Genomic DNA, 22,382 nt, shown 5'->3' on the forward strand with positions numbered 1-22,382 from the left:
TCTTCATTCAAGTCACTGATGACCAACATTTATCTGGTGAAACGAATTTTTAAAGCAAGTGGGTACACCCCGAACCGAACTTTAATTAGCAAGATTTTCAAAGATCTCTCGGGCTTACAGCGTATAGCTGCTTAGCACATTATTGAATTATTAACGAACTATTGAGATATCCATTTGTTTCGATATTTCCATCAAAATGATGTACTGCTTTGTGCCTTGACTGAAATGGCCAAGGCACAAAGAAACAACATGATACTTAAAGTTCTTTCAATTTACAATACTTTCAAGTCTGCCTTCCAAGTCTGTATTTTAACTAATATTCATAATTTACCATTATCTTCTTCAAGTCCTTATCTGCCGAGCTATTGCCATAATATACCTCATAGTTACCTGCCTTGGCACGGACGGTATTGGTGGCAGCATCGAAGAGTTCGAAGTTTCTGCTGTCCAGGGTGATGACAGCCTCAGCAGTCTTTCCTGCCTTCACTTCCACTCTCTCGAAAGCCTTCAAGCTCTTCAATGGTCCTTCGGTATCAGCAGGATCCTTCACATACACCTGCACAATCTCGGTTCCATCCTTCTTTCCTACATTGCTTACAGGTACCTTCAGCGTAATCTTTTCACCCTTCTTTAAGATAGAGTTGGAAAGTGTAGCATCACCTATACGGAAAGAAGTGTAGCTTAAACCATATCCGAATGGGAAGAGCGCATCGTTCATATAACGATAGGTTCTGCCCTTCATACTGTAGTCCTTGAAATCAGGCAACTGCTCTGAATTCTTATAGAACGTAATAGGCAACTTGCCAGCAGGATTATACTCTCCGAAGAGTACACGAGCCACAGCCTCACCACCTTCCTGACCAGGATACCAGGCCTGGAGGATGGCATCGCAACTCTCTGTCTCTGGAGTCAAGGCAATGGCAGAACCCGAACAGTTGACAAAGACAACCTTTTTGCCAGCCTCCTTCAAAGCCTTCAGGAAATTGCGCTGAACCTTAGGCAATTCGATGTTGGTGCGGTCACCACCCTTGAAGCCAGAAATCTCGATAGGCATTTCCTCACCTTCCAACTGTGGAGAGATGCCACCTACGAAGACTACAGTCTCGCAATCCTTCAACTGCTTGAGCGAAGCCTGATAGTCGATAGGATTCTCATGACCGATATTGAACTTCATGTCCGCATTATAGGTTGGCATTTCGTGATAGCGGATCTCTATCTTATACTCCTTGCCCTTCTCGGCTTGGAACTCGATACGACTCTCGGTAGTGCGCCAGATAGAATGCTCTGCCTTCTTCTCACCATTCAGATAAACCTCGTAGTGACCGCAACCAGCCACGTCGAGCAACACCTTGTCTGTCTGCTTAGGACGGAACACGGTTTCATATTTTGCAGAAAAGCCCACCAGCTTCACATTAGGAGCGAAGGAGTGCTGACCATAGGTCGTTACCTGCACAGGATTCTTTTCCTGGGTGATGACAACAGGCTTGCCTTCCATCTTGCGATTGTTCCAGAAAGTGCCCTTAAAGCCCATCTTGCCATCCATGCTACACTGGTCGAAGTAAGAATTCAAAACTTGGTCGTTCACCAAGTCGCATCCATTAAAGGTGACAACCTGGTTTTTCTTCAAACGACTCCTGATACCATCCAGGATGGTAATTGTCTGTCGTGGAGTACCATTATAGTTTCCCCACATCATCGGTTCGTTATCCACATTCGGTCCGATGAAAGCAATCTTCTTTACTTTTTTATTGAGAGGCAAAACCTCATTCTTGTTTTGGAGCAGCGTCATGGTCTGCAGAGCCATATCGAGCGAGAGCTGGCGATGCGCCTTGCTGCAAAGCACAGATACTGGAATCTTCGACCATGATACGATCTTGTTGTCATCCATCTCGCCCAAATCGAAACGACCTTCGAGCAGACGTATCACATGCTTGTCAACTTCTTCTTCTGTCAAGGCACCATACTTCACTGCCTCAGGCACCGACTTATATACATAATTATATCCACACTCCACATCCGTGCCAGCCAGCACGCCCTTAGCTGCTGCATTTCTGGCATTGCTCGAAACCTTATGATTCTCCCAGAAATCAGTAACAGCGCCACAGTCGGAAACTACCAGGTACTTGAATCCCCATTCATCCCTGAGAATCTGCTGCAAAAGACGGGTGTTGCCGCAGCATGGTTCATCATCCCAACGCTGATAGGCACACATCACCTCGCGCACCTTGGCATCCTGCACCAGCGATTTGAAGGCAGGCATATAAGTTTCCCAAAGGTCACGCGGCGTGACATCGGTAATATTGTCTGTATGGCGAGCCCATTCCGGTCCGCTATGAACCGCATAGTGCTTGGCACAAGCCCAGAGTTTGCGGTATTTCGTATCTTCAGGTCCCTGCAATCCGCGCACCACGGCACATCCCATCCTACTGGTAAGATAAGGATCCTCACCATAGGTTTCCTGTCCACGTCCCCAGCGAGGATCACGGAAGATATTCACGTTTGGAGTCCAGACCGAGAGGGCATGGAAACGGGTTACATCTCCTCCCTTCTGCTGCAGTTCATTCCATTTGGCACGCATCTCATCAGAAGTTGCATCAAATACTCTATACACCATTCTGTCGTTAAACGAAGCTGCCATTCCGATAGGTTCCGGAAAGACGGTTACATCTCCCATGTTCGCCACACCATGCAGCGCCTCGCTCCACCACTGGAATCTCTTGATTCCCAATCGCGGGATAGCCGGCGAATCATCCAGCATCAGAGAAGCTTTCTCTTCCAAAGTGAGACGACCACATAAATCTACCGCTCTTTCATGAGCCGAGAGGGCTGGATTCTGATAAGGCAACTGCTGCGCTGAGGCATTGCCGGAGGACATAGTTACCACAAACATCAAAGCTGCATATATAACTTTCTTGTTCATTGTAATTACTATTAAGCTATTAGTATATTAAATTGTTATTTGCACTGCAAAGGTAAACAAAAAAGCAGAATACTATTTTATCACAAGTATCAAATACTTTCAATTATGTAAATTTCATCTGTACCTTTACAGCCTTTCCGTCATATTCCACACTCTTGCTTGCCTGCATAGGCTGGTCGCCTGCGCCGCTATCAGCGCCCACCATCACGATGTGGAATCTGCGATGCTGGAGCATTCCCTTATAGCTGCCCTTGCGTGGTGCGATGTTCAGGGTTCTGTCTGCTTCATTCCAAACAAACTTGATTTCAGAGAATTTACCCTTCTCATAGTTGTAGTTGTCACCCTCGTCCTCATAGAGTGTAAACGAACCGTCTGCACCAGGATAGACACGGATTTCCAGCTCATCCCAAGGCTTCTCTGAACTATACTGCACTTCAGGACCGAATGGCAGGATGGTACCTGCCTTGATGAATACAGGCATGATGTCGATAGGACAAAGGCGCTGGATATCCTGACCGCCCTCATACTGGGCATTGCTCCAGAAATCATACCATTTATTACCCTTTGGCAAGTAAACATTCACAGGCGCAGCTGCCTTCCTTACATCAGGATAGATGGTATGACCCTTCTTCTCCTTATCCTTCCAGGTGTATAAAGGATCGGTTACCGGTTTCACCAGGATGTTGCGGCCAAAGAGATACTCATCGTTCAGACGGGAAGCCTTCTTGTCTGCCGCATAATCCATTACCAGGGCACGCATCATGCTTCCGCTATTCTGTACACAGTCGCCAGCCGTACTGTAGATATAAGGCAAAAGGCGATAGCGCAGCTTGATGGCCTTAATCATAGCATCATAAGCCCAGTCGCCCTGCTTTCCGAATTCATACAGTTCGCTTACCATCGGTGAAGAACAGTGGTTACGCATCAATGGCATGAAGGTTCCCCACTGCATCCAGCGGGTCTGCAGTTCCTGAATGGCAGGGTTCTTTGGATTCTGCTCAAACTCCCAGTAGAAGAAACCACCCAGGTCGGTGTTCCAGAATGGGATACCGCAGAGCGAGAAGTTCAAGCCCGATGGAATCTGATTCTTCATCTCGTTCCAGGAAGCCACCACATCACCGCTCCAGCAGATGGTGCCATAATGCTGAATACCGAGACTGCCGCTTCGGGTCATCTGGAGCGAACGCTTTGTGTTGCCCTTCATCGCTCTCTGGTGCTCGTAGATGCTCTTGTTGTGCAACAATGGGAAGGTGTTCTTCACTCCCAACCATGAACCATCGTAGGTCTGATAGTTCTCGTCACCCGGCTTCTCAAAATGGTCTGGCTCCGTAGAATCGGTCCACCAGGCATCGAAGCCCATCTGGTAGAGGTGGGTAAGATACTTCCAGTAGAGGTTGCGAGCCTTCGGATTGAAGACATCGTATGGCATCACGCCACTGTTTCTTGGCCAGGTATCGAAAGGAAGGAGGGCATTCATCTTCTTCAGTTCACGATACTGCTCTGTCCACGGACCGAAACTAGCCCAGATGGAAATCATCAGGTGAGCATCATTCTTGTGAACATACTTCACCATCTCTTCCGGACTCTTCAGGCGGGGTTCTCCCTGTGCCTTCATCTGCTTCATATCGGTAGGAAGATACTTGGCATAGGCTGGGTCGCCCACCTTATTTATATAATATAGGTTCTGGAACTTCATCGCATTCCAGTTGGAGTCGCATCCCCAATACTGCCAGTCCTGCACGATGGCATCAGTAGGAATCTTCAGTTCGCGATACTTATCCAATACGCCAGCCAGTTCATCACTGGTCTTATAGCGTTCACGGCATTGCCAGAAGCCCATCGCCCATTTCGGGAACATCGTAGCCTGTCCGGTCAGTGCACGGATGCTGGCGATGACTCCATCCTGCGTACCATCCTTGTACATGAAATAGTAGTCGGCGCAGGTTCCCACTTCGCTGGTAAAGGAAGTGCATGATGGCTGGTTGCTATTGTTCTTGGATGCTACGATATCATTGAAATAGGTTTTTCCAGCATTGTCCCAGTAAAGACCATAGCCCTTCTCGCTGGTGAAATAAGGGATGGCGATGTAAGTGTTATGATTCCAGAGTTCAATATTCTGGCGACCACGCTGATTCATGTAAACATCACGCAACTGTCCCAGACCATAGATTGCCTCGTCGTCGGCAAGACGGAAGTCCTGCTCTATGCGGTACTTGCCCTTGTTGGCTTCATCCTTGCGGGTTTCCAGACGGGTCTTCGTGTCGGTAAGCAGCAACTTTCCATCCTTCGAAAGAAAGCGGATTTCGCCAGTCTGCTGGTTCAGTTCGACGGAAATAAAACCAGAGTTTATTTTTACAATATCTCCGTTTTCCTGTATTTGAACGTCCTTCATCTGCTGAGGTTTCAAGATGACAGAATAGCTTTTCTTCTGAACGGGAGCACCAAGTCCAGCATCAGATTTCAAGATGCGGACGATGGATGGAGAATAGAATTCGATGGTTACATTCTGCTGAGCCACCTGACGGGTGACAGACTTGGCAGCCGTACCTTTCTGGGTGCCTGCCACCTTTACGCTCTTGGCGCTGAGTTCACTTGGAACGCCAACTACAGCGAAGCCCAAAAGGGCAATGAGAGATAAATTCTTTAGCATACTTTTGTTGATTTTATTAGAGGGTTTATGATTTGTACTGTTCCAAATACTTAAGATAGCATTTCGACTGCAAAAGACTGCATCATCTGTAGAATACAGTTATCAGAAAGGCCCAGTCGGGTATTGAACACATAGAAATAACCGTTTGATGACATATGGTTTATTTCCCTTCATATTCTCAACTATTCCGTTTTATTATTCAAGAAATAAATCGGTGAACGGGGAGTACCATCCTTTACCAACAAGCCTTTGGCTATGAAGTGATTTATCCACTTTTGTGCCATATGGCGAGACAGTCCAAACAGTATCCTCATGAGTTTGATGGTGAGATAACGGTTCTTCTGGAAATATTCCTGCAATTTTGCCCAAAGCTTCTCTTCTGTAAAAATAGTTGAACGACTGGAATACTGGGAACGGACGAAATGGATATTTCTATCTATTTCCCTCAACAGCCCAGCCTCCGGACGGAAATTGATTCCCCGCAAACGTACTTCCTTTCCCGTAATCTTCTTATTTGGCTTATCCGCAGGCATTTCCAGGTTTACAGCAAGCGAGAAATATCCCAGTTCGGGAATATAAACCCTGCGTCCCATAGAAAATTCAGACACGACAATGTCATGAAGTTCAGACAACACTGCAGCCACATCACCCTTGGTGAGTGAACATCTTTGCTGGATGGTAGCTTCCAGTTCGTGAGCCGTCATCGCCTCATACTGCTTCAATCGAACGTATTTACGTTCCTCACCACTACCCTCAGCATTGGTAATAGTATAAACATCATACTTTAAGTCCATAGTTGCTTTGTTTTATTATCTTCTGCAAATATATGAAATAATCACAGAAGCTGTATCTATTGATCATAAGAATTAGATTTATTTAATAGTTGGCAATTGCCAGCAAGGTTGCTGGCATATGGCAGCAACCTTGCGGATATATGACAGCAAGATTGCCGGCAGCTGCCGACAACCACACAGAACTGTATTTAAGAAGTAAATAATACAGGTTTCTAAGACCATTAAAATAACTTATTCCAGTTTTGAAGTTCAGGAGTTAAAGGTGTTATCGCTCCCTACGGTCGCTGAGGAGTTAAGACAATAGTCTTTTTTAGCATAGTTTTTAAACTGAAAGACATACGTCTTAACTCCTTAACTTCCTTAACTCCTTTAACTTCCTGATATGCGAAAGTTCAGTAACTTATCAAATCATCATGAATTTATTGTTGTCTGAAATTCCATTTAGAATTGTCGCTGTTGAAATCAAAAGGAGCCAAGCCTGGGGTACAGTCGCCTAATGAAACCAATGCCAGTTTCTCTTCTGTGCCTGGTATAGCCTTCGGCATAATGCGATAGGTGCCATCGGTGAGCTGTTCGATGCGCCAAAGCTGGGCATCTTCACCAGTAAACTCAGGTTTGGCAATGACATCATGCTGAGCGGTTGCGGTAAGATAACGGGTAGTACCTTCTATGCAGATCTTATAATAAGGGCCACCCAGATAACCACCCTTTCCGGCAGGCATGATACTCCACTTCTGATGAGGACGGAACATGTAATCGTTCATTCTTACCTTCACCTCGCCCTTAGGCCATCCTGCTTCTACCTCCTTCAAGGTTTGAGGTTCGATGTTCTTCAAAGGTTTGGTTGGCTTTATCCAGAAAGGTTCGATATCACGTTGCATTCTCACGAAATCTACGGCAATCTCCAGGGCATAGCCTCTTCGTTCCGATTCTATCTCGTAGGTTCCGGCATGAAATTCATCACCAGCCACAGGCCAGTCGTTCTTCCACAACAAAGGACGGATGGCCAACACGCTTCGTCCTCCCTGTCTGAAATCAGACTCATAGTGGAACGACATCTTATCCACACCTTCTTCCTCGATATAGCGCCCGAAGTGACCGGGACCCGTCTTCAGATTATTGGCAGCAATCACCATCTTTCCACCGCCCTGCAACATCTCTCTGCCCACATTATCCACGTATGGACCGGTTATCTTTCGCGAACGTCCCACCACGATATTGTAGGTAGAATTAGGACCATCGCAACAGGTGCCATGAGTGCCGAGAAGATAATACCAGCCGTTGCGGTAAATCAAATCAGTAGCTTCACAGTCGATGGCGATATTGACGGGTTCGTTGCCTTCCATCCGCTTACCTGTCTTCGGATCAAGTTCTACCAGACGGATAAATCCGAAATAGGTACCATAGCTGAGCCAGAGTCTGCCGGTAGTAGGGTCGAGCAACAAGCCCGCATCAATGGCATCACAATCTTCATCATCCAATGAAGAAGCTACCACCACCGGTTCAGTATATTTGAAATCAGGCGATTTCGGATCGAGCGTTTTGTTCCACATCGTCAGGACATCACCACGATGACTGCCTCCCAATCCACCACCCGTAGCACTGTAGGCTACAAGATAACGGTCGCCAATCTTCAACACATCAGGAGCCGCTCCTCTTCCGGGACGAACAGCACCACCCTGCCAGGTCCAGCCATCCTCCGACCAGATTCCACCTTCACCCGTTCCAAAGGTATAATACTTTCCATCACACTGGGCAATGGTAGAAGGATCATGAATGAAAGGTTCGCCAACCTGGGCTTCTGCCTCGTAAGCAGAAGAAGACAACAAGGCAACCAAAGCAGCGGCATAAAGTTTCTGCTGAACAGCAACCGGGCTAAAATATCTGAAAAATATATTGTTCTGTTTCATAACTTTCTTTATTGATTGCACTACTTCACGTGAATAGACAGGTTTCTGACAGGCTTGCCCTGTCCGTCGATGAATCGGACACAGAAGTCGCTCATGCCAGGGCCATTGATGACTGCACCACGAAGGATATTTCTACCTTTCTTCAAGGTAAGCTTCTTAGAAACCACATCATCGCGAACCATCCTTCGGTCGCCTTCCAGCATCACCGCCTCCTCACCATTGAGCCACCACATGGAAGCACCATTCGAGCCAACAGCCAAGCGGACGTCTTTCATCTCCTCAGGGCAATCGATAATGGTAACCGCCCAGAACAAGACACCATACTTGGGTTTTTCGAACGAAGTAGCGAAACGGAAGAGTTTCACATTAAACAGTTTACTGTCCAGCGCATGCCATTTCAGTTTTTCCTTGCCCACCTTCACGACGGCTCCATCCTTAGGAACTGTTTCCATCTGTTTAGGGAAATACTGCGTATGGAATATCTCCTTCAGATAAGAATCAGTAAAAACGACATTGCTTTTGACTGGCATCGAGATTGGCTCCAGAAGCAACCATCTCTGTATAAAGCCAGCCGCATTGGGCACGACAGGCTGCTTGCCGACAGGTCCGAAATAAGGATTAATGTCTACAGGTAATTCCTTATTTTGGGCATCCGCAGAGGAATGCCCAAAAAGGAAAACACATAAACAAAACAATCTTACTATTTTATTGAAAAAGTTGTTCATAGACTATTCTTTTTATTTTTGAGGTTCGATAATCTGATAACGGCCACTCAGATGCATGAAAGCGAAGAGACGCAACAGTCCGTCGTAGTAGCCATCGAAGAAGCCTTCTTTATCTGGCTCATGCTTGGCATTCCAGAAATGACTGACGAATTCCCTGCCCTTCACATGATTGCTGACCAATGAAGCCGCAGCCGCAGTGGCAACAAAACCGATAGAATGGCGGAGCGCCTTAGGAGCCGTACCTGCCGGCAGAATATCTTCTACCATCGTTCCATCTACATTATACTGGTCCAGGAAAGAATCAATCCCCTGACTATACAGGAAGTTCTGCAGCGTATTGGCATATTTCTGCTGCCACTCCTTATCCTTACAAGCCCAGGAATAATCGAGCGCTATGTTCATTGGCACTCGCCATGAATCGTAGCGGAATGCATCACCCAGCAACTGCCCCGTCTTCATCAGACTGCCATCATAGTTGCAATAGTCCGGGTTCAAGCCCGTCTTCTCATTGATGCACTTATGCAAGAACTCACGGCTTTTCTCTGCACATTCCTTCCAGAACTGAGAACGTCCGTCGTTAGCCCATTTTGCCCAAACCTCGTAAAAGGCAGGGAGATGGTAAGAAGGATCGGTAAACTTCCCGCCCCAATGATCGGGCGTAAAGGTGATGAGCTGATGTTCAAGATTGATGAGCGGAGCTGTGCGGTCCATTCCCGCCTTCTGCATGCTGCAATCCAGAATATTCTGCGCTTCCTTCAGATAGTTGATGCCCGTATCATTGCCCCATCGGTTGGATGCAAAGATGAGCGAAGTTACGAAATAGAGTTCACCATCAGATGCGGCTCCCTGCGCATTTCTCGTTCCATCAGTCTTGCAGCTCCATGCGAAATAGCCCTTATAAGGTCCTTCCTGATGCTGCATGTATCTCTTGCTCCATCGCCAGAGGCGGTCGAAGATGTCCTTCTTATCAAACTGCACGGCAGCCATCATTCCATACGACATGCCTTCGGTTCTCACATCATTGTTCTTTATATCGCTGACATATCCCATGGAATCGCCTACTTCGAAATAAACCTTATTCTTACCATAGAATACATCATTGAATACTTCGTTCACCTTCCTGTCAATATCAGTCTGCTTATAGCCCATCTCGGCAAAGAGATTGCGATACTGATGAGTTTCGAAAGCACCCTTTTCCCAAGGCAACGCATCAAAGCCCAGCCAGTCAACCTCTACATCGGCACCACTCTGCAAGGATACGTGTAGAGCATGGACGCCTAGAGGAGCATGAAGCACCTGGGTACGGATATTCTTCCAGCCTGCCGACTTCGGAATCTTCACTTTAGCGATGATATTTCCCTTCTTGCCATCGGCTCTGACTACGAGCACACCGCCCTTTGGCGACTTGGCACGAACAGTGATTTCTTCCACCTTCTCATTACCGAAATCCACCTTATTATATATAAGAGCAGTATTCGATTTAGAGAAGAGAGTCTTCCATCCGGCAAAACAGTTGTTTTTATCCAGATAATCAATACCAATACCCTTGCCTTGCTGCGCAGAATAGCGGTCTATCTGAATGCGCGAGCGAGCGTTCGTCAATCCCACACCTCTTAGCGTAGGTATCACCTTCTGTATCGTTCCGTCAGGATTGAAGTTCAGAGAGTCGATTCGTACCGAGCGGTTCTTGTCGAACTTTGGGGAATAATCATTATGATGATAGAAGAGATACCACTGTCCCTGATATTCCACGATACTATGATGATTGGTCCAGCACTTCGTAGGCGACTCATCCATGATGATGCCCTTGAATGTGAAAGGTCCCATCGGATGGTCAGCCATGGCATAAGCCAGCGTTTCGGTGCCATTCTTTTCACGTACCCAAGGGAAGGTGAAATAATATTTGCCGTTACGTTCGAAGGCAAACGGTCCTTCCTTGAATCCTTCAGGCAATCCCTCTACCAGTTTGGGTTCCGAGGCAAGTTCCGTCATGTTTGGTTTCAGCTTAGCCATGTGCAAACCAGCTCCAGCCCAGTAGATATAAGCCTGTCCGTCTTTATCTATCAACACACAAGGGTCTATACCATGAACTCCCTCTATGGGTTTCCACATCGGCATAAATGGTCCTTCCGGCTGGTCGGCAACAGCCACACCTATTCCGAATCCCTTCTCCTCCCCTTTCGGAGCGGCAGGGAAATAGAAGTAATATTTCCCGTCTTTCTCTACACAATCAGGAGCCCACATCGTATAACTTCCGTCTTGTACCCAAGGTACTTTGTCCTGCGAAACGATGACTCCATGATCCTGCCACTCAGTAAGATTGGTAGAAGAGAAAACGTGATAATCTGCCATACAGAACCATTCCTTCAGTTTCTCGATAGGACTCGGAATGTCATGAGAAGGATAAAGATATACCTTCCCGTTGAATACGCGAGCCGTAGGATCAGCAGAATACTGTCCGCTGATAATCGGGTTCTGAGCCGAAGCTCCTGTCGATAACGCCAGCATCAAGGCACACATCCATGTTTTCATACGCAAATCCCTTTAAAGAAGAAAAAAGGGGGTGCTTCTTTTCAAAACACCCCCTAATTGGCAAACTAATCTATAGTTCTAAAAACGTTATATTTACAAAACAACTTCATGATTACCAACCAGGATTCTGCTCCAGGTTAGGATTCTTATCCTTCACGGTCTGTGGATAAGGGAAGAACTCATGCTTGCCCTCCTTGAAACCTACCTTGAAATTAGTCTCAGGAGTGTTGGTCGTATAGAAACGGCTGTTTGCTTCTGTTCCATGCTCCCAAGTTACATTCTGGTCGTCTGCCTTTGGAGCTCTGAAAACCTTATCAAACAAATGTGGCACGACTGTACCAGCCTTAGTCAAACGATCAATGGCCTTTGCATCCTTCCATCGCATGATATCGAACCAACGACAGCCTTCAAGCCAAAGTTCATATGACTTTTCTTTCTTCAACACATCCATATCAACAGTTTCACTGATTGTCTTGGAACCAGCACGTTTCTGAATCATATTGATATATTTCTTAGCTTCAGCCTGATCGCCTGTCTGAAGACAAGCCTCTGCATAATTGAGCAAAACCTCAGCGTAACGCATTACAAGATAATTATTCAAGCGAATGTTATCACCATATTTCATGCCTTCAGTATCAGAAGCTCTCATTATCTGCTTGAATGCCAACCAGGTAGAGTTGCCGTAGAGTCCCTGAAGAGGGTCATTGATGCCAATCTTGTCACTGGTTTTCTTCTGCTCGTCAGTCATATTATCGATTTCATCCTTGCCGTAAGACATATGATAAACCGCATCATCAATATGCTTTAAAGTAGCCTTCAAGCGATAAGAGTCACCATCATTGGCATAGAACTCGTCACCAAACCACTGAGGCACACCAAGGCCACCCCAGCCATCAACGCCGCCACAATAAACCTTGTTAGGAGAAGCAACAAAGTGATCAGCACGCCAATCCCAATAGTTGGTCTCCATCCAGCTAGAACGCTGAATCATACCACCCCAATTGGTCTTACCTGTATTATACTCGAAGTTGACTTCAAATACCTTCTCCTCGTTGGCATCACCCTCGATATGGAAGTTGTCGGCATATTGCTCACCAGGAACAAGAGCATACTTGCCCGAGTCTATAACCTTTTTAAGGGCAGTTTTAGCCTTGTCATACTGACCGGCAAACAAATAAGCCTTTCCGGCAAGAGCATATGCAAAGCCCTTGGTTACCTTCACTGCTCCATCCTTGTCATCCTTACTTTTACGCTCATCCAAATCGTTGGCAGCATTCTCACATTCCTGCGCAATCCACTCTATCAACTGTTGGTGAGTCATAGGATTCTCAGGATCCTTATCACAATTAAAAGGCTGTGCAGAAGCATCCAGAACATGAGTTACCAATGGTGGAGTACCCCAAAGATTAGCCAACAGGAAATAATCATAAGCACGAAGCACACGAGCCTCTGCGGCACAACGTTTCTGCACAGCAGTAGTAGCATCGGCAAAGTGATCGAGTACAAGGTTACAGGTATATACAGAGAGATAGAGACCTGTGTACATAAACTTTGGCACCTCAGCCTCAGCATCATAATAGAACTGATTGAGCATGATACCAAACGTATTATCACCAGAGTTGGCACCTGCTGCCAACACATCGTCTCCACACTCATTGACTATCAGTTTCAATGGAGTATAAATACCTGGACCACCACCATCGTGGTTACGTCCCATCACATTACACATAAAACCTTCGTATGCAGCAACGAGGGCTGCCTCTGCATCAGCATCGGTCTTATAGAAGTTCTCGGTAGGTATTACACCCTTCTGCTCAATGTCAAGCTGATCCTCACAAGACGTAATGAGCGTCATTGTTCCTGTGGCAGCAAGAGCCAATATTGTTGAAAATAATATTTTCTTCATTGTTTTTGAATATTAAAGGTTAGAATGTTACATTGATACCAAATACCACCTTCTTGGAAGTTGGATAAGTACCATTATCAAAACCACGAGAGGCACCACTGTTGATAGAAGCGGTCTCCGGATCAGCACCAGGATACTTGGTGATGGTGAAGAAATCATCCAGTGAGCAATATACACGAAGATTGCTGATACCTGCCACGCTAGTGATAGCCTTTGGCAATGTATAGCCCAACTGAATCTGCTTGATCTTGAAATACGAGCCACTGAACACAGCTGCATCAGAGCTGAAGAACTTCCAGTCTGTAGCAACCTTCTTCATATCAGGATACTTGGCATTGGTACGGTCTGCTCTCCAAGAATCCTTCCAGTAGGTATCAATACCGTTGATCAACGGACGGTCTGCAGAAACCATCAAGTTGTAAATCTTGTTGCCAGCAGCGCCTGTTCCAAATACGGTGAGGTCAAAGCCCTTATATTCTGCATTAAGAGTAATACCATAAGTAAACTTAGGAATAGCTGAGCCCAAATCCTGCTTATCTTCATCGGTTGGAGCTGAAGTTGTTTCGCCATTCTTATTATAATAGAGAGCGCTACCATCTTCGGCTACACCTGCATACTTGTAACCACGGAAATACCATACCTGATGGCCAGCCTCGAATGTAGGCTTAAGCTGGTTATTGAATCCATCAATACCTATTTCGGTCAAACGGCTTATAAGGTTAGAAACCTCCTTCACCTCATTCTTCAGAGTTGAACCATTTACGGTCACACTATACTTGAAGTCCTTGATGTTATCTCTCCAACCCAACTCGAAATCAAGACCAGAGTTAAGTACCTTACCTGTATTAACAACACTCTTGTTGACACCGATTTCTGGAAGAGGAGCAATCTCAATCAAGAGGTCTTTGGTAGTCTTGCGATACCAGTCAACACCCAAGGTAAGACGGTCGTTAAGGAAACGAGCATCAAGACCCAAGTCCACCTGCTCAGATGTCTCCCACGTCAAGTCAGGATTGGCAAGACCAGTTGGCTTGGAACCATAGGTAAGCTTACCATCACCGATAGACGGATTATACTGATAGAAGCTCTGGTTGAGTGCAATAGGAGAAGAATATGGATAACCGCTCAGGATATTGACGTTACCATTGCGACCCCATGATGCACGGAGCTTCAGGAAGGAAACGGCATCACGGTCGATATGATCCTTGAAGAACTTCTCGTTGCTGATAGACCATCCCGCAGAGAAAGATGGGAAGTTACCCCAACGAGCCTTCTTGGAAAGCTTCGATGTATCGAAGGCATCACGACGGAAGTTGAGCTGCAGGAAGTAACGGTTGTCGTAGCTATAGCTCAAACGTCCGAAGTAAGATAACTCTGTTGCATCTGAAGGAGCGTTACCTACATTCTTGGTTGCATCAGCCAACAAGTAGTTGATGTAATGGAAGTTTGGCTGATAAGATGTGAGTATGTTACCTCCTGTAGAACTGATGGAACTATTATCCCAATGATTCTTGGTAAACGACATACCTGCCATCGCACCCACTGTATGCTTGCCGAATGTATTCATATAGTTGGCAAAGTTCTCCCACTGATAGTACAAACCATTATTGGTATTCGCTTCAATGGTATAGTTTTCACTATGTGCCATAGATGATAACCAATATGGAGTCTCGTAGTTATGATAGTTACTCTGAGTGATACGATAACCTAAGCGAGAAGTAAATGTAAAGCCCTTGAATGGCTTGATATTGGCAGCAACGGTTCCACGTACATTGATACCAGAATTCCATGTGTCATGACGGTCGCGCTGATAGAGAGGGTTACCAGTAGCATCATCTACATATTTAGAAGTACCATAGTAGTCATTGTTATGGCTTGGATCTCTTGGAACTGGGCCACCGGCTTCTACCTGTGCCTTCATGCCAGGAGCCAAATCCTCCACATTACTGATATATGCTGGAGTCAAAGGATCGATAGAAACCACAGAGTTCAGCAATGAACCATAACCCTTGGTCACGCCCTTGGTCTTCCACTTTTCGAAAGATGTATTAGTAGTCACGTTCAACCACTTATAGATATCATAGTCGGCATTGATCTGACCAGTGAAACGCTTATAAGTATCCTTGCTACCTTTAACGATACCATCATTGTTCAAGATATTCAAGCTAGCGAGGAAACGTCCCTTACCGTTACTTGCCTGCAAGGTGAGACTATGCTGGTGAGCCAAGGAATTCTCAAACACCTCGTCATACCAGTTGGTATTCTGTCCATTATAACCGTTTTTCTGGAGCAAGGCATCATCAATATCGCCCAAATACTTGTGATACTCGATATACTCAGGAGCATCAAAAATCTCAGCCTTCTTTCCCAACGACTGGATAGTGAACTTGCTGCTATAAGAGATCTGTGCCTTACCGCCATTGGCAGCACCCGTCTTGGTTGTGATGATAACGACACCATTACCTGCCTGCGCACCATAGATGGCAGCAGAAGCGGCATCCTTCAATACCTCCATGCTTTCAATCATAGATGGATCCAGATACTGGATGTTATCCACCTTCAGACCATCGACAATGAGCAACGGACCGATATTACCACTATTAGAAGAATAACCACGGATACGGATATCGGCAGCCTCACCCGGACCACCCGAATTAATAATCTGTACACCGGCAGCCTTACCCTGGAGGGCAGCACCGGCATCGGTAGCTGACAAGCCCTTGATATCATCGCTCTTGATAGATGCAACTGCACCTGTCAGGTCGCTCTTCTTCTGAACGCCATAACCGATGACAACGACATCATTCAGAACTTTAGAATCATCCTTCAAGGTAATGGTAAGCATTTTACCAGCCTGAGCTTTCACGGTCTTAGGCTCCATACCCACATAGGTAATCGTTAATGTTGCATCAGGTGCAGCATCAATGCTAAACTTACCATCCAAATCAGTAATCACACCCAGCTTGCTGCCTGCAGCTTTCACTGTAGCACCAATGATAGGTTCACCACTTGGATCTGTAACTACTCCTTTTACAATACTCTGAGCCGACATCCCAGCTGGGAATAAACAGAGAAAGGATAGCAACGCTAACGGCTTTTCAATCTTTTTAAAGTTCCTCATAAGAGAATAGATTAAAATTATTTATTTTTATAAGTTTACGATTGTACATTTTAAATAAATAGCTTTCTTTGTTAAAGAAGCACGCTGCAAAATTAAGATTTATTTTGTTACATAGCTTTGTTTTATGTTACAAATACTTTCTGAAAAATAACAAAATCCCAAATGATACATTTGATAATATAAATATAACATTAAAAAATCCCGAAGCAGCCATGCCGCTTCGGGATTCAACTTAAAATATCAGCTTATTGATTTTTTGTCGTGTTACTTAAACAGATGAGGAACGAATTCCTTGAAACATCTGCGCCAGGTGAGCCACTCATGATGAGTGCCTGGAGAAACATAGACATCAAGCTTGATGCCCAGATCCTTCAAATCCTTCGCCATCTTCTCCGTGCCGAAGTTCTCTTCAGAACCGCAGCCCATGAACATATAGTTTATCTGACTGTTGAACTTCGCTGCATCGGCAAAAACGCCATTGAAGCAGGTCTTGACATCCACACCGAAAAGCGCTCCGCTGAAAGTTCCCAGGGCTGAGAACTTATCCAGGTTCGGCAACACGGTGTTGAAAGTCTGGCAACCGCCCCATGACAAACCAGCCATCGCACGATGGTTTCTATCAGTATAGGTGCGGAACTTCTTATCTACCATCGGAATCAGATCCTTGATAATCACATCGTAGAAAGAAGCACCATAGAGCTTGCGCTCCTCATCTACATCCTTGCCAGGACGTGGTACGAAAGGCTGCTTCACATCACCGCTCTCCATTACCACAATCATAGGCTCAGCCTTGCCTTCGGCAATGAGATTATCCATGATGTGCTGCATATAGCCCTGATGGCTCCAGCCCGTCTCGTCCTCTCCCATTCCGTGCTGCAGATAGAGCACTGGATAGCGCTTGGTGAGATTGGTTTCATATTCTGCAGGCGTATAAACCATGGCTCTGCGGAACTTGCCCTGAGATGCAGCATAGTAAGATACCGAACGAACCTGACCCTGAGCTACTCCCTGCTGAGGACGATAGTAGTTGCCTTCGGCTCCCTCAGGAACCTCCAGACCACTCGCCTCTCGGCAGCAGCCGAAATAGGTTTCGCTGGCTGGATCTACTACCTGTACACCATCCACATTCAGGAAATAATAGTGGAAGCCTACTACCAATGGGTCAGAAACACCATACCAGTCGCCATCCAGATCCTTCTTCATCGGATACTTCTTTCCGCAGATGTCGAAGATTACCTGCCTTGCCTCCGGTGCGTGAAGCTTGACGTAGGCACGGCGGTCTTTGTCCACACGCGGATAGTTGGCATCCGGAATGATACCGAGCAGCGAGAGCATCATGTTGGCATAACGCTTACCCATGGTGCGATAGCTTTCGGCAATGAAATGCAATCCGTCGCCACGCTGCGGACATCCCTTGGAAGAGATGACGTGGGCAGTAGGGATGGTCTTGGCGATGTCATCCACAATGGCGATATGCTGCCAGCAGCTGCCGCCCTGGTCTTTCTGAACGGTTTCGCCCACGAGCAAAGGTACATCTTCTGCCTTCAGGTGCAACTCTTTCAGAATATCGTTATACACGGTCTTCACACGGTTAGGCCAGTTGGCATCGCCATTGTTGGTTTCACCCTGATGCAGCAGGATACCCTTGATAACGCCCTGCTTCTGGGCAATCTTGGCAAGTTCGATGAGTCGGGCGTATGGATTGCCGTCATACTTGGAAGCGAAGTTCTTCATCCAGTCGGGCTGCTTCTTCAGGTACGCCTTACAGGTACGCTTGTCGAAGAGGTCGATGCTGGCACCGCCCACCGCCACGGTGATGGTTCCCACCTTGATGCTGTCTGGCAGGTTATCCACCATCTTTCTTCCGAAATAATCTACAGGAGTAAGGCCAGTGTCTGGTCGTGCCTGAGGAGGAACGGCAGTATGCCACTGTCCTTTTTTCCATCCAGCCTTTTCATCATCCACGGCATACATTGCCATGAATCTTGGATTCACACCTGTTCGGTCGATGTCTTCGATGGCGGCATTACCCTCCATGTTTGACTGTCCGAAACATAGATAAATTTGAAAATTTGGATCGGGGCTTACATTGCCCCCATTACTTGCCTGTGTCCCCATAGGAAGGCACAGATTCATGAAAAAAAATACGATAATTATTAAATGTCTCATTTGTTATATGTTAAATATCAATTACTGAATTATCTTTTTTCTATTTCTGATAAGATTGCCTTTATAGTTATGTTTATCGCTGCCCAGAAAGGTTGAATGTCTCGCCAAGTTTTGAGGGATGGGACAGTCAGGGGTGGTGGGTTCATTGTATATCTGGTTTAAAATAGCAATATGTTCGTTTACTGACCTGTCATCGTTTTGGGCGGATGATGACCCTTCTGTAACTGGTCAGTGCCGGAGTCCCATTGTCTGTCACTTCACAGATTATATGCAGTTCTTTTCCTGCCGCATCCTGGGGGATACGTAGAAAGGCATTAGCTTTGTCTGCCTCTCTGATACTTACCGTTGAGGTGTAAGTACCCGCTTCCGGCAATATCCACCAGTGGAATGTCAGTTTATCTTTATCCGGATCCACAGATTTTGAAGCGTTTAATTGGAGTTCCTCTTCTGTTTCTGGTTCAATTATAATCGGGTTCAATCCCTTTTCACCATTTACGATAACTATCGGGTTACGGTTTCCTTTGCCGTATGCAGCCCAATCCATACGTGCCATGAAGTTGGCGAATATTGCGGGATAGAAGTATTTTTCATATTTCTCCGATATGCATCTGACTGCCGGATCTGCATTTGTGTAACATGTTGTCAGACTGTCTGGTGACAGTCCCCATCGGAAATAGCCACCCCAACCTGCCTGGCTACATACGGTCGGATCGTTTAATCCATTTGGGGTTACATGTAGGAAAGAAGGAGTGTCGCCTTCCACTCCGTATTTGTTTTTCGGATATATTTTCCCTAGATTCCCGTGATTTTGTATATGAGTTGCGTATTCGTTCCAATTCTGGCTTCCTATGGCGTTCTGCACGATCCAGGCGCTGTCGTCCCAGAAAAAGCGGATATCCTTGCCGCAAGTCTTGCGGATCCATTGATGAGAACTGAAGGCATAATCCACAGGGGGACCTCCGCATACATCTTGGTCTGTAATTGTATAAACACACAACTTATTCAGAAACTTTCTAACTTCCGTTTCGCTTCGTTCCTGCCTGACAGTCCATATCGCTTGAGCCAGTGTATTTGCACCGCCCCAAACCATAACCCATAAGGGACGGTCGTCCTTTTCGTCAACCAGGTCGATAATCATTTGGTTACCTTGTGAGCGATTCTCCTCTCCAAGTTTGCTTACGCCTAAATCTCTGCTGCCAAATGCAGTCCTGCTACGCAAATAGGCAGCACTTGGCCAATAACCCAACGTTTGTTTGCCAGCTTCCTTTTCTACTGGCAGGAAACCCTTTTGTCCGGCTCGTTTCATTAGATTCGGTAGATCCTCCTCGTAGGCATTAATTACTTTCTGCATGTTTTCCATCCATTCGTCCGGATAAGATCTCCCGCAGCTGTTCCATCCTCCTGTCGCAACCAGTCCCTCTATTTCATAAAGGTCAGCATGGACCAGCAGGCGGACCATTGATTCCATATCATCGGGTTCAAGGTCTGTCGGTGCAATATCCGTAAGTACGACAATACGTGGTTTCAGGGAGGAATCCGCAACTTTTTTCGCTGCAGTTTGCATTGAACATAGAAGCAAGATGCCCAGCATTCCAGCGATTTTCCATTGTAGTTTAATAATATGTCCCATAGTCCTTAATTACGCAACACTATTATAAATTAAACTTTTTAAACACCTGAGCAGCAAAAAGTTCTTGAACAAGTCAAGCGGCAGAGCCGAGCGGCCCAGGATTTTGCCATGTCGAAGAATTCACTTATCTTAGTGTTGCAAAAACAAACAAGAGAATCCAACGATAGCACAGCTTCCATGCAAAGTCTCCTCAGCGCGGGATACGTACAGGAAGTTAAGGAGAGTGCATCATAATGGGCAATGCACCCTCCTTGTCATCAGGAAGGTATCATTTGAACTTCCATTCGTCGAATGTGATATTGTTTCCTTTCAGGACAAAACAGAGGTCCATTGTGCCTGTCATATTCTTTTGAAGTTGGGATTCTATGAGTTTCATTTGCGGGGTACCAACTTTGATTGAAGCTATGACTTCTCCGTCCGGCCTATCCCGGCGAACTTCTATGATTCCGTTTCCGGATGCCTTAATTTCCAGGCTGGAAGGTACTTTGTTGAATTCCACACCTCTGACAGCAATGATGCCAGTCTTGTTGGGAACGGTAACGGCATACATGTCCCCGATGCTTTTTCCATTTGTGAACTTGACGCCTTGTGTGGCAGCTGTGGTTTCGGCCTGCTGGATGATGAACGGATTCATAGGCTGTATCTGTTTTACGCCTTTCAGAGTCTGATTACCCATGTGGATATTCACAGTATTCTCGTCAACTTGTATTTCATCGACACAAACATTACGAAAACCAGCTGTTGTATTGAAACTATGTTGCAAACTCATTGTGTGATAGAATACATACCATTTCCCGCGGAATTTGTGTAGATGTGTATGATTGTTGCTGTAGTCAAATCCATAATCTCCAGGGTTTTTCATATAGTTGTGCTGGTATTTCCAACTTTTGGTTACCAGCGGAGTTTTGCTAATCATGTAACTCATGCAACAGGTGGTTGGTTTCTCTGTCGGGAGAGGCCAGTCGCTAAAATCTTGCCAATCTATGTTATAAGTATAAACGTATGTGCCGTTGATGTAGTTTAATTCGTTAGCTTCGAAATGATGGGGAGCCCGAATGGGCTTTATCGGGCCATCCACACTAATCATGTCTTTTCCCAAACGCATAATGCGAGCACATCCTCCGCCTACTGTCAACCAACCTTTTCCTTTGTCATCGATGACTACACCCGGATCGAAAGCAGCTTTACATTCTCCTGCTATGCCGGGAGTGTTTGTGTCTACCAAACTATGATTCAGCGGGCTTGACCACGGTCCTATGGGGGATGTGGATGTCAGCACTGCGGTTCCACCCCCGCTATTGGAGAAATAGAGGTAGAAGTGAGTCTTGCCGTCCGCTTCCTCACGTTTTGCGATCGACGGTGCCCATGATGTTTGTATCCATGGGGCGATGCTGTCTGTTTTAATAATTCCGTGATAGGTCCAGTTTGTCATGTCATCGGAAGACATCATCACCAGAGATTTGATGTATTCGTAGGAGTTTTTTCCGTAACCGCCTATTGAATCATATTGTTGCTGATCGTTTGTTGCATACACATAAATTCTGCCATTATATTCTACTGCAGTTGGATCCGCTGTAAACATAAAATCCAGCAGGGGATTTCCATCTCCTGTGGTGAGTTTTGGGGATACGTCCGGCATGGTTACATAAGGTACGGAATCATTTTGCAGGGACTGATTTTCTCCGGCCTGCGCATTTTGCTGATGAGATATCATACATGCAGCAATGACCATTGATAAAATGGAGGTCTGGATATTTTTCTTTTTCATACGTAAACTGTTATCGTCCTACATTAATATAGAACTTATGTTTTACACTAAATTTATATTTATGTGAGTATTTGTCACTAGAAAGAATAGCACCCATAATACCTATGAATGTTATGTTAGTCATGATAGTCTTGGCGATATCATCCACAATGGCGATATGCTGCCAGCAAAGTAAATAACTTTTTTCATAAGCACAATTTGTTATTAAGTTAATAAATTCAGTTATAAGATTGAGAGGTTACTCTAATCTGTTGGCA

Annotated in this window: 11 protein-coding genes; all 11 read right to left on the minus strand. The window is 45.8% G+C overall.

All coding sequences use genetic code 11. The annotated features are described in order from the left end of the window. Positions 1-313: 313 nt before the first annotated feature. A complete protein-coding gene (gene xyl3A / locus ACTQ16_RS06490) occupies positions 314-2,920 on the minus strand; it encodes a xylan 1,4-beta-xylosidase (RefSeq protein WP_441936688.1) in 2,607 nt (868 codons plus the stop codon). 103 nt (positions 2,921-3,023) lie between these two features. After that, a complete protein-coding gene (locus ACTQ16_RS06495) occupies positions 3,024-5,570 on the minus strand; it encodes a TIM-barrel domain-containing protein (protein WP_441936690.1) in 2,547 nt (848 codons plus the stop codon). 182 nt (positions 5,571-5,752) lie between these two features. Beyond that, entirely contained in the window at positions 5,753-6,364 is a 612-nt protein-coding gene (locus tag ACTQ16_RS06500) for an HU family DNA-binding protein (RefSeq protein ID WP_441936692.1), read from the minus strand. A 419-nt stretch (positions 6,365-6,783) separates the two neighbouring features. Further along, on the minus strand, positions 6,784-8,274 hold the full coding sequence (locus ACTQ16_RS06505; protein WP_441936694.1) for a family 43 glycosylhydrolase: 1,491 nt from the start codon (positions 8,272-8,274) through the stop codon (positions 6,784-6,786). 20 nt (positions 8,275-8,294) lie between these two features. Further along, entirely contained in the window at positions 8,295-8,999 is a 705-nt protein-coding gene (locus tag ACTQ16_RS06510; RefSeq protein ID WP_441936696.1) for an acetylxylan esterase, read from the minus strand. A 12-nt stretch (positions 9,000-9,011) separates the two neighbouring features. Then, complete coding sequence (locus ACTQ16_RS06515; protein WP_441936698.1) at positions 9,012-11,531, minus strand: glycosyl hydrolase family 8; 2,520 nt, start codon at positions 11,529-11,531, stop codon at positions 9,012-9,014. 112 nt (positions 11,532-11,643) lie between these two features. Then, complete coding sequence (locus ACTQ16_RS06520; RefSeq protein ID WP_441936700.1) at positions 11,644-13,437, minus strand: RagB/SusD family nutrient uptake outer membrane protein; 1,794 nt, start codon at positions 13,435-13,437, stop codon at positions 11,644-11,646. 19 nt (positions 13,438-13,456) lie between these two features. Beyond that, entirely contained in the window at positions 13,457-16,558 is a 3,102-nt protein-coding gene (locus tag ACTQ16_RS06525) for a SusC/RagA family TonB-linked outer membrane protein (RefSeq protein WP_441936702.1), read from the minus strand. A gap of 264 nt (positions 16,559-16,822) precedes the next feature. Continuing rightward, positions 16,823-18,694, minus strand: a complete 1,872-nt coding sequence (locus ACTQ16_RS06530; RefSeq protein WP_441936747.1) for a sialate O-acetylesterase — start codon at positions 18,692-18,694, stop codon at positions 16,823-16,825. Between the two features lie 223 nt (positions 18,695-18,917). Next, positions 18,918-20,357, minus strand: coding sequence for a DUF1593 domain-containing protein (locus tag ACTQ16_RS06535; RefSeq protein ID WP_441936703.1), 1,440 nt, complete (start codon positions 20,355-20,357; stop codon positions 18,918-18,920). Positions 20,358-20,625: 268 nt separating this feature from the next. Beyond that, positions 20,626-22,125 carry a glycoside hydrolase family 43 protein gene (locus ACTQ16_RS06540; protein WP_441936704.1) on the minus strand — a complete coding sequence of 500 codons (1,500 nt, stop codon included), beginning with the start codon at positions 22,123-22,125 and terminating at the stop codon, positions 20,626-20,628. Between the last annotated feature and the right edge of the window lie 257 nt (positions 22,126-22,382).

The organism is Prevotella sp. LCP21S3_D2 (assembly GCF_052118345.1).
Classification (GTDB): domain Bacteria; phylum Bacteroidota; class Bacteroidia; order Bacteroidales; family Bacteroidaceae; genus Prevotella.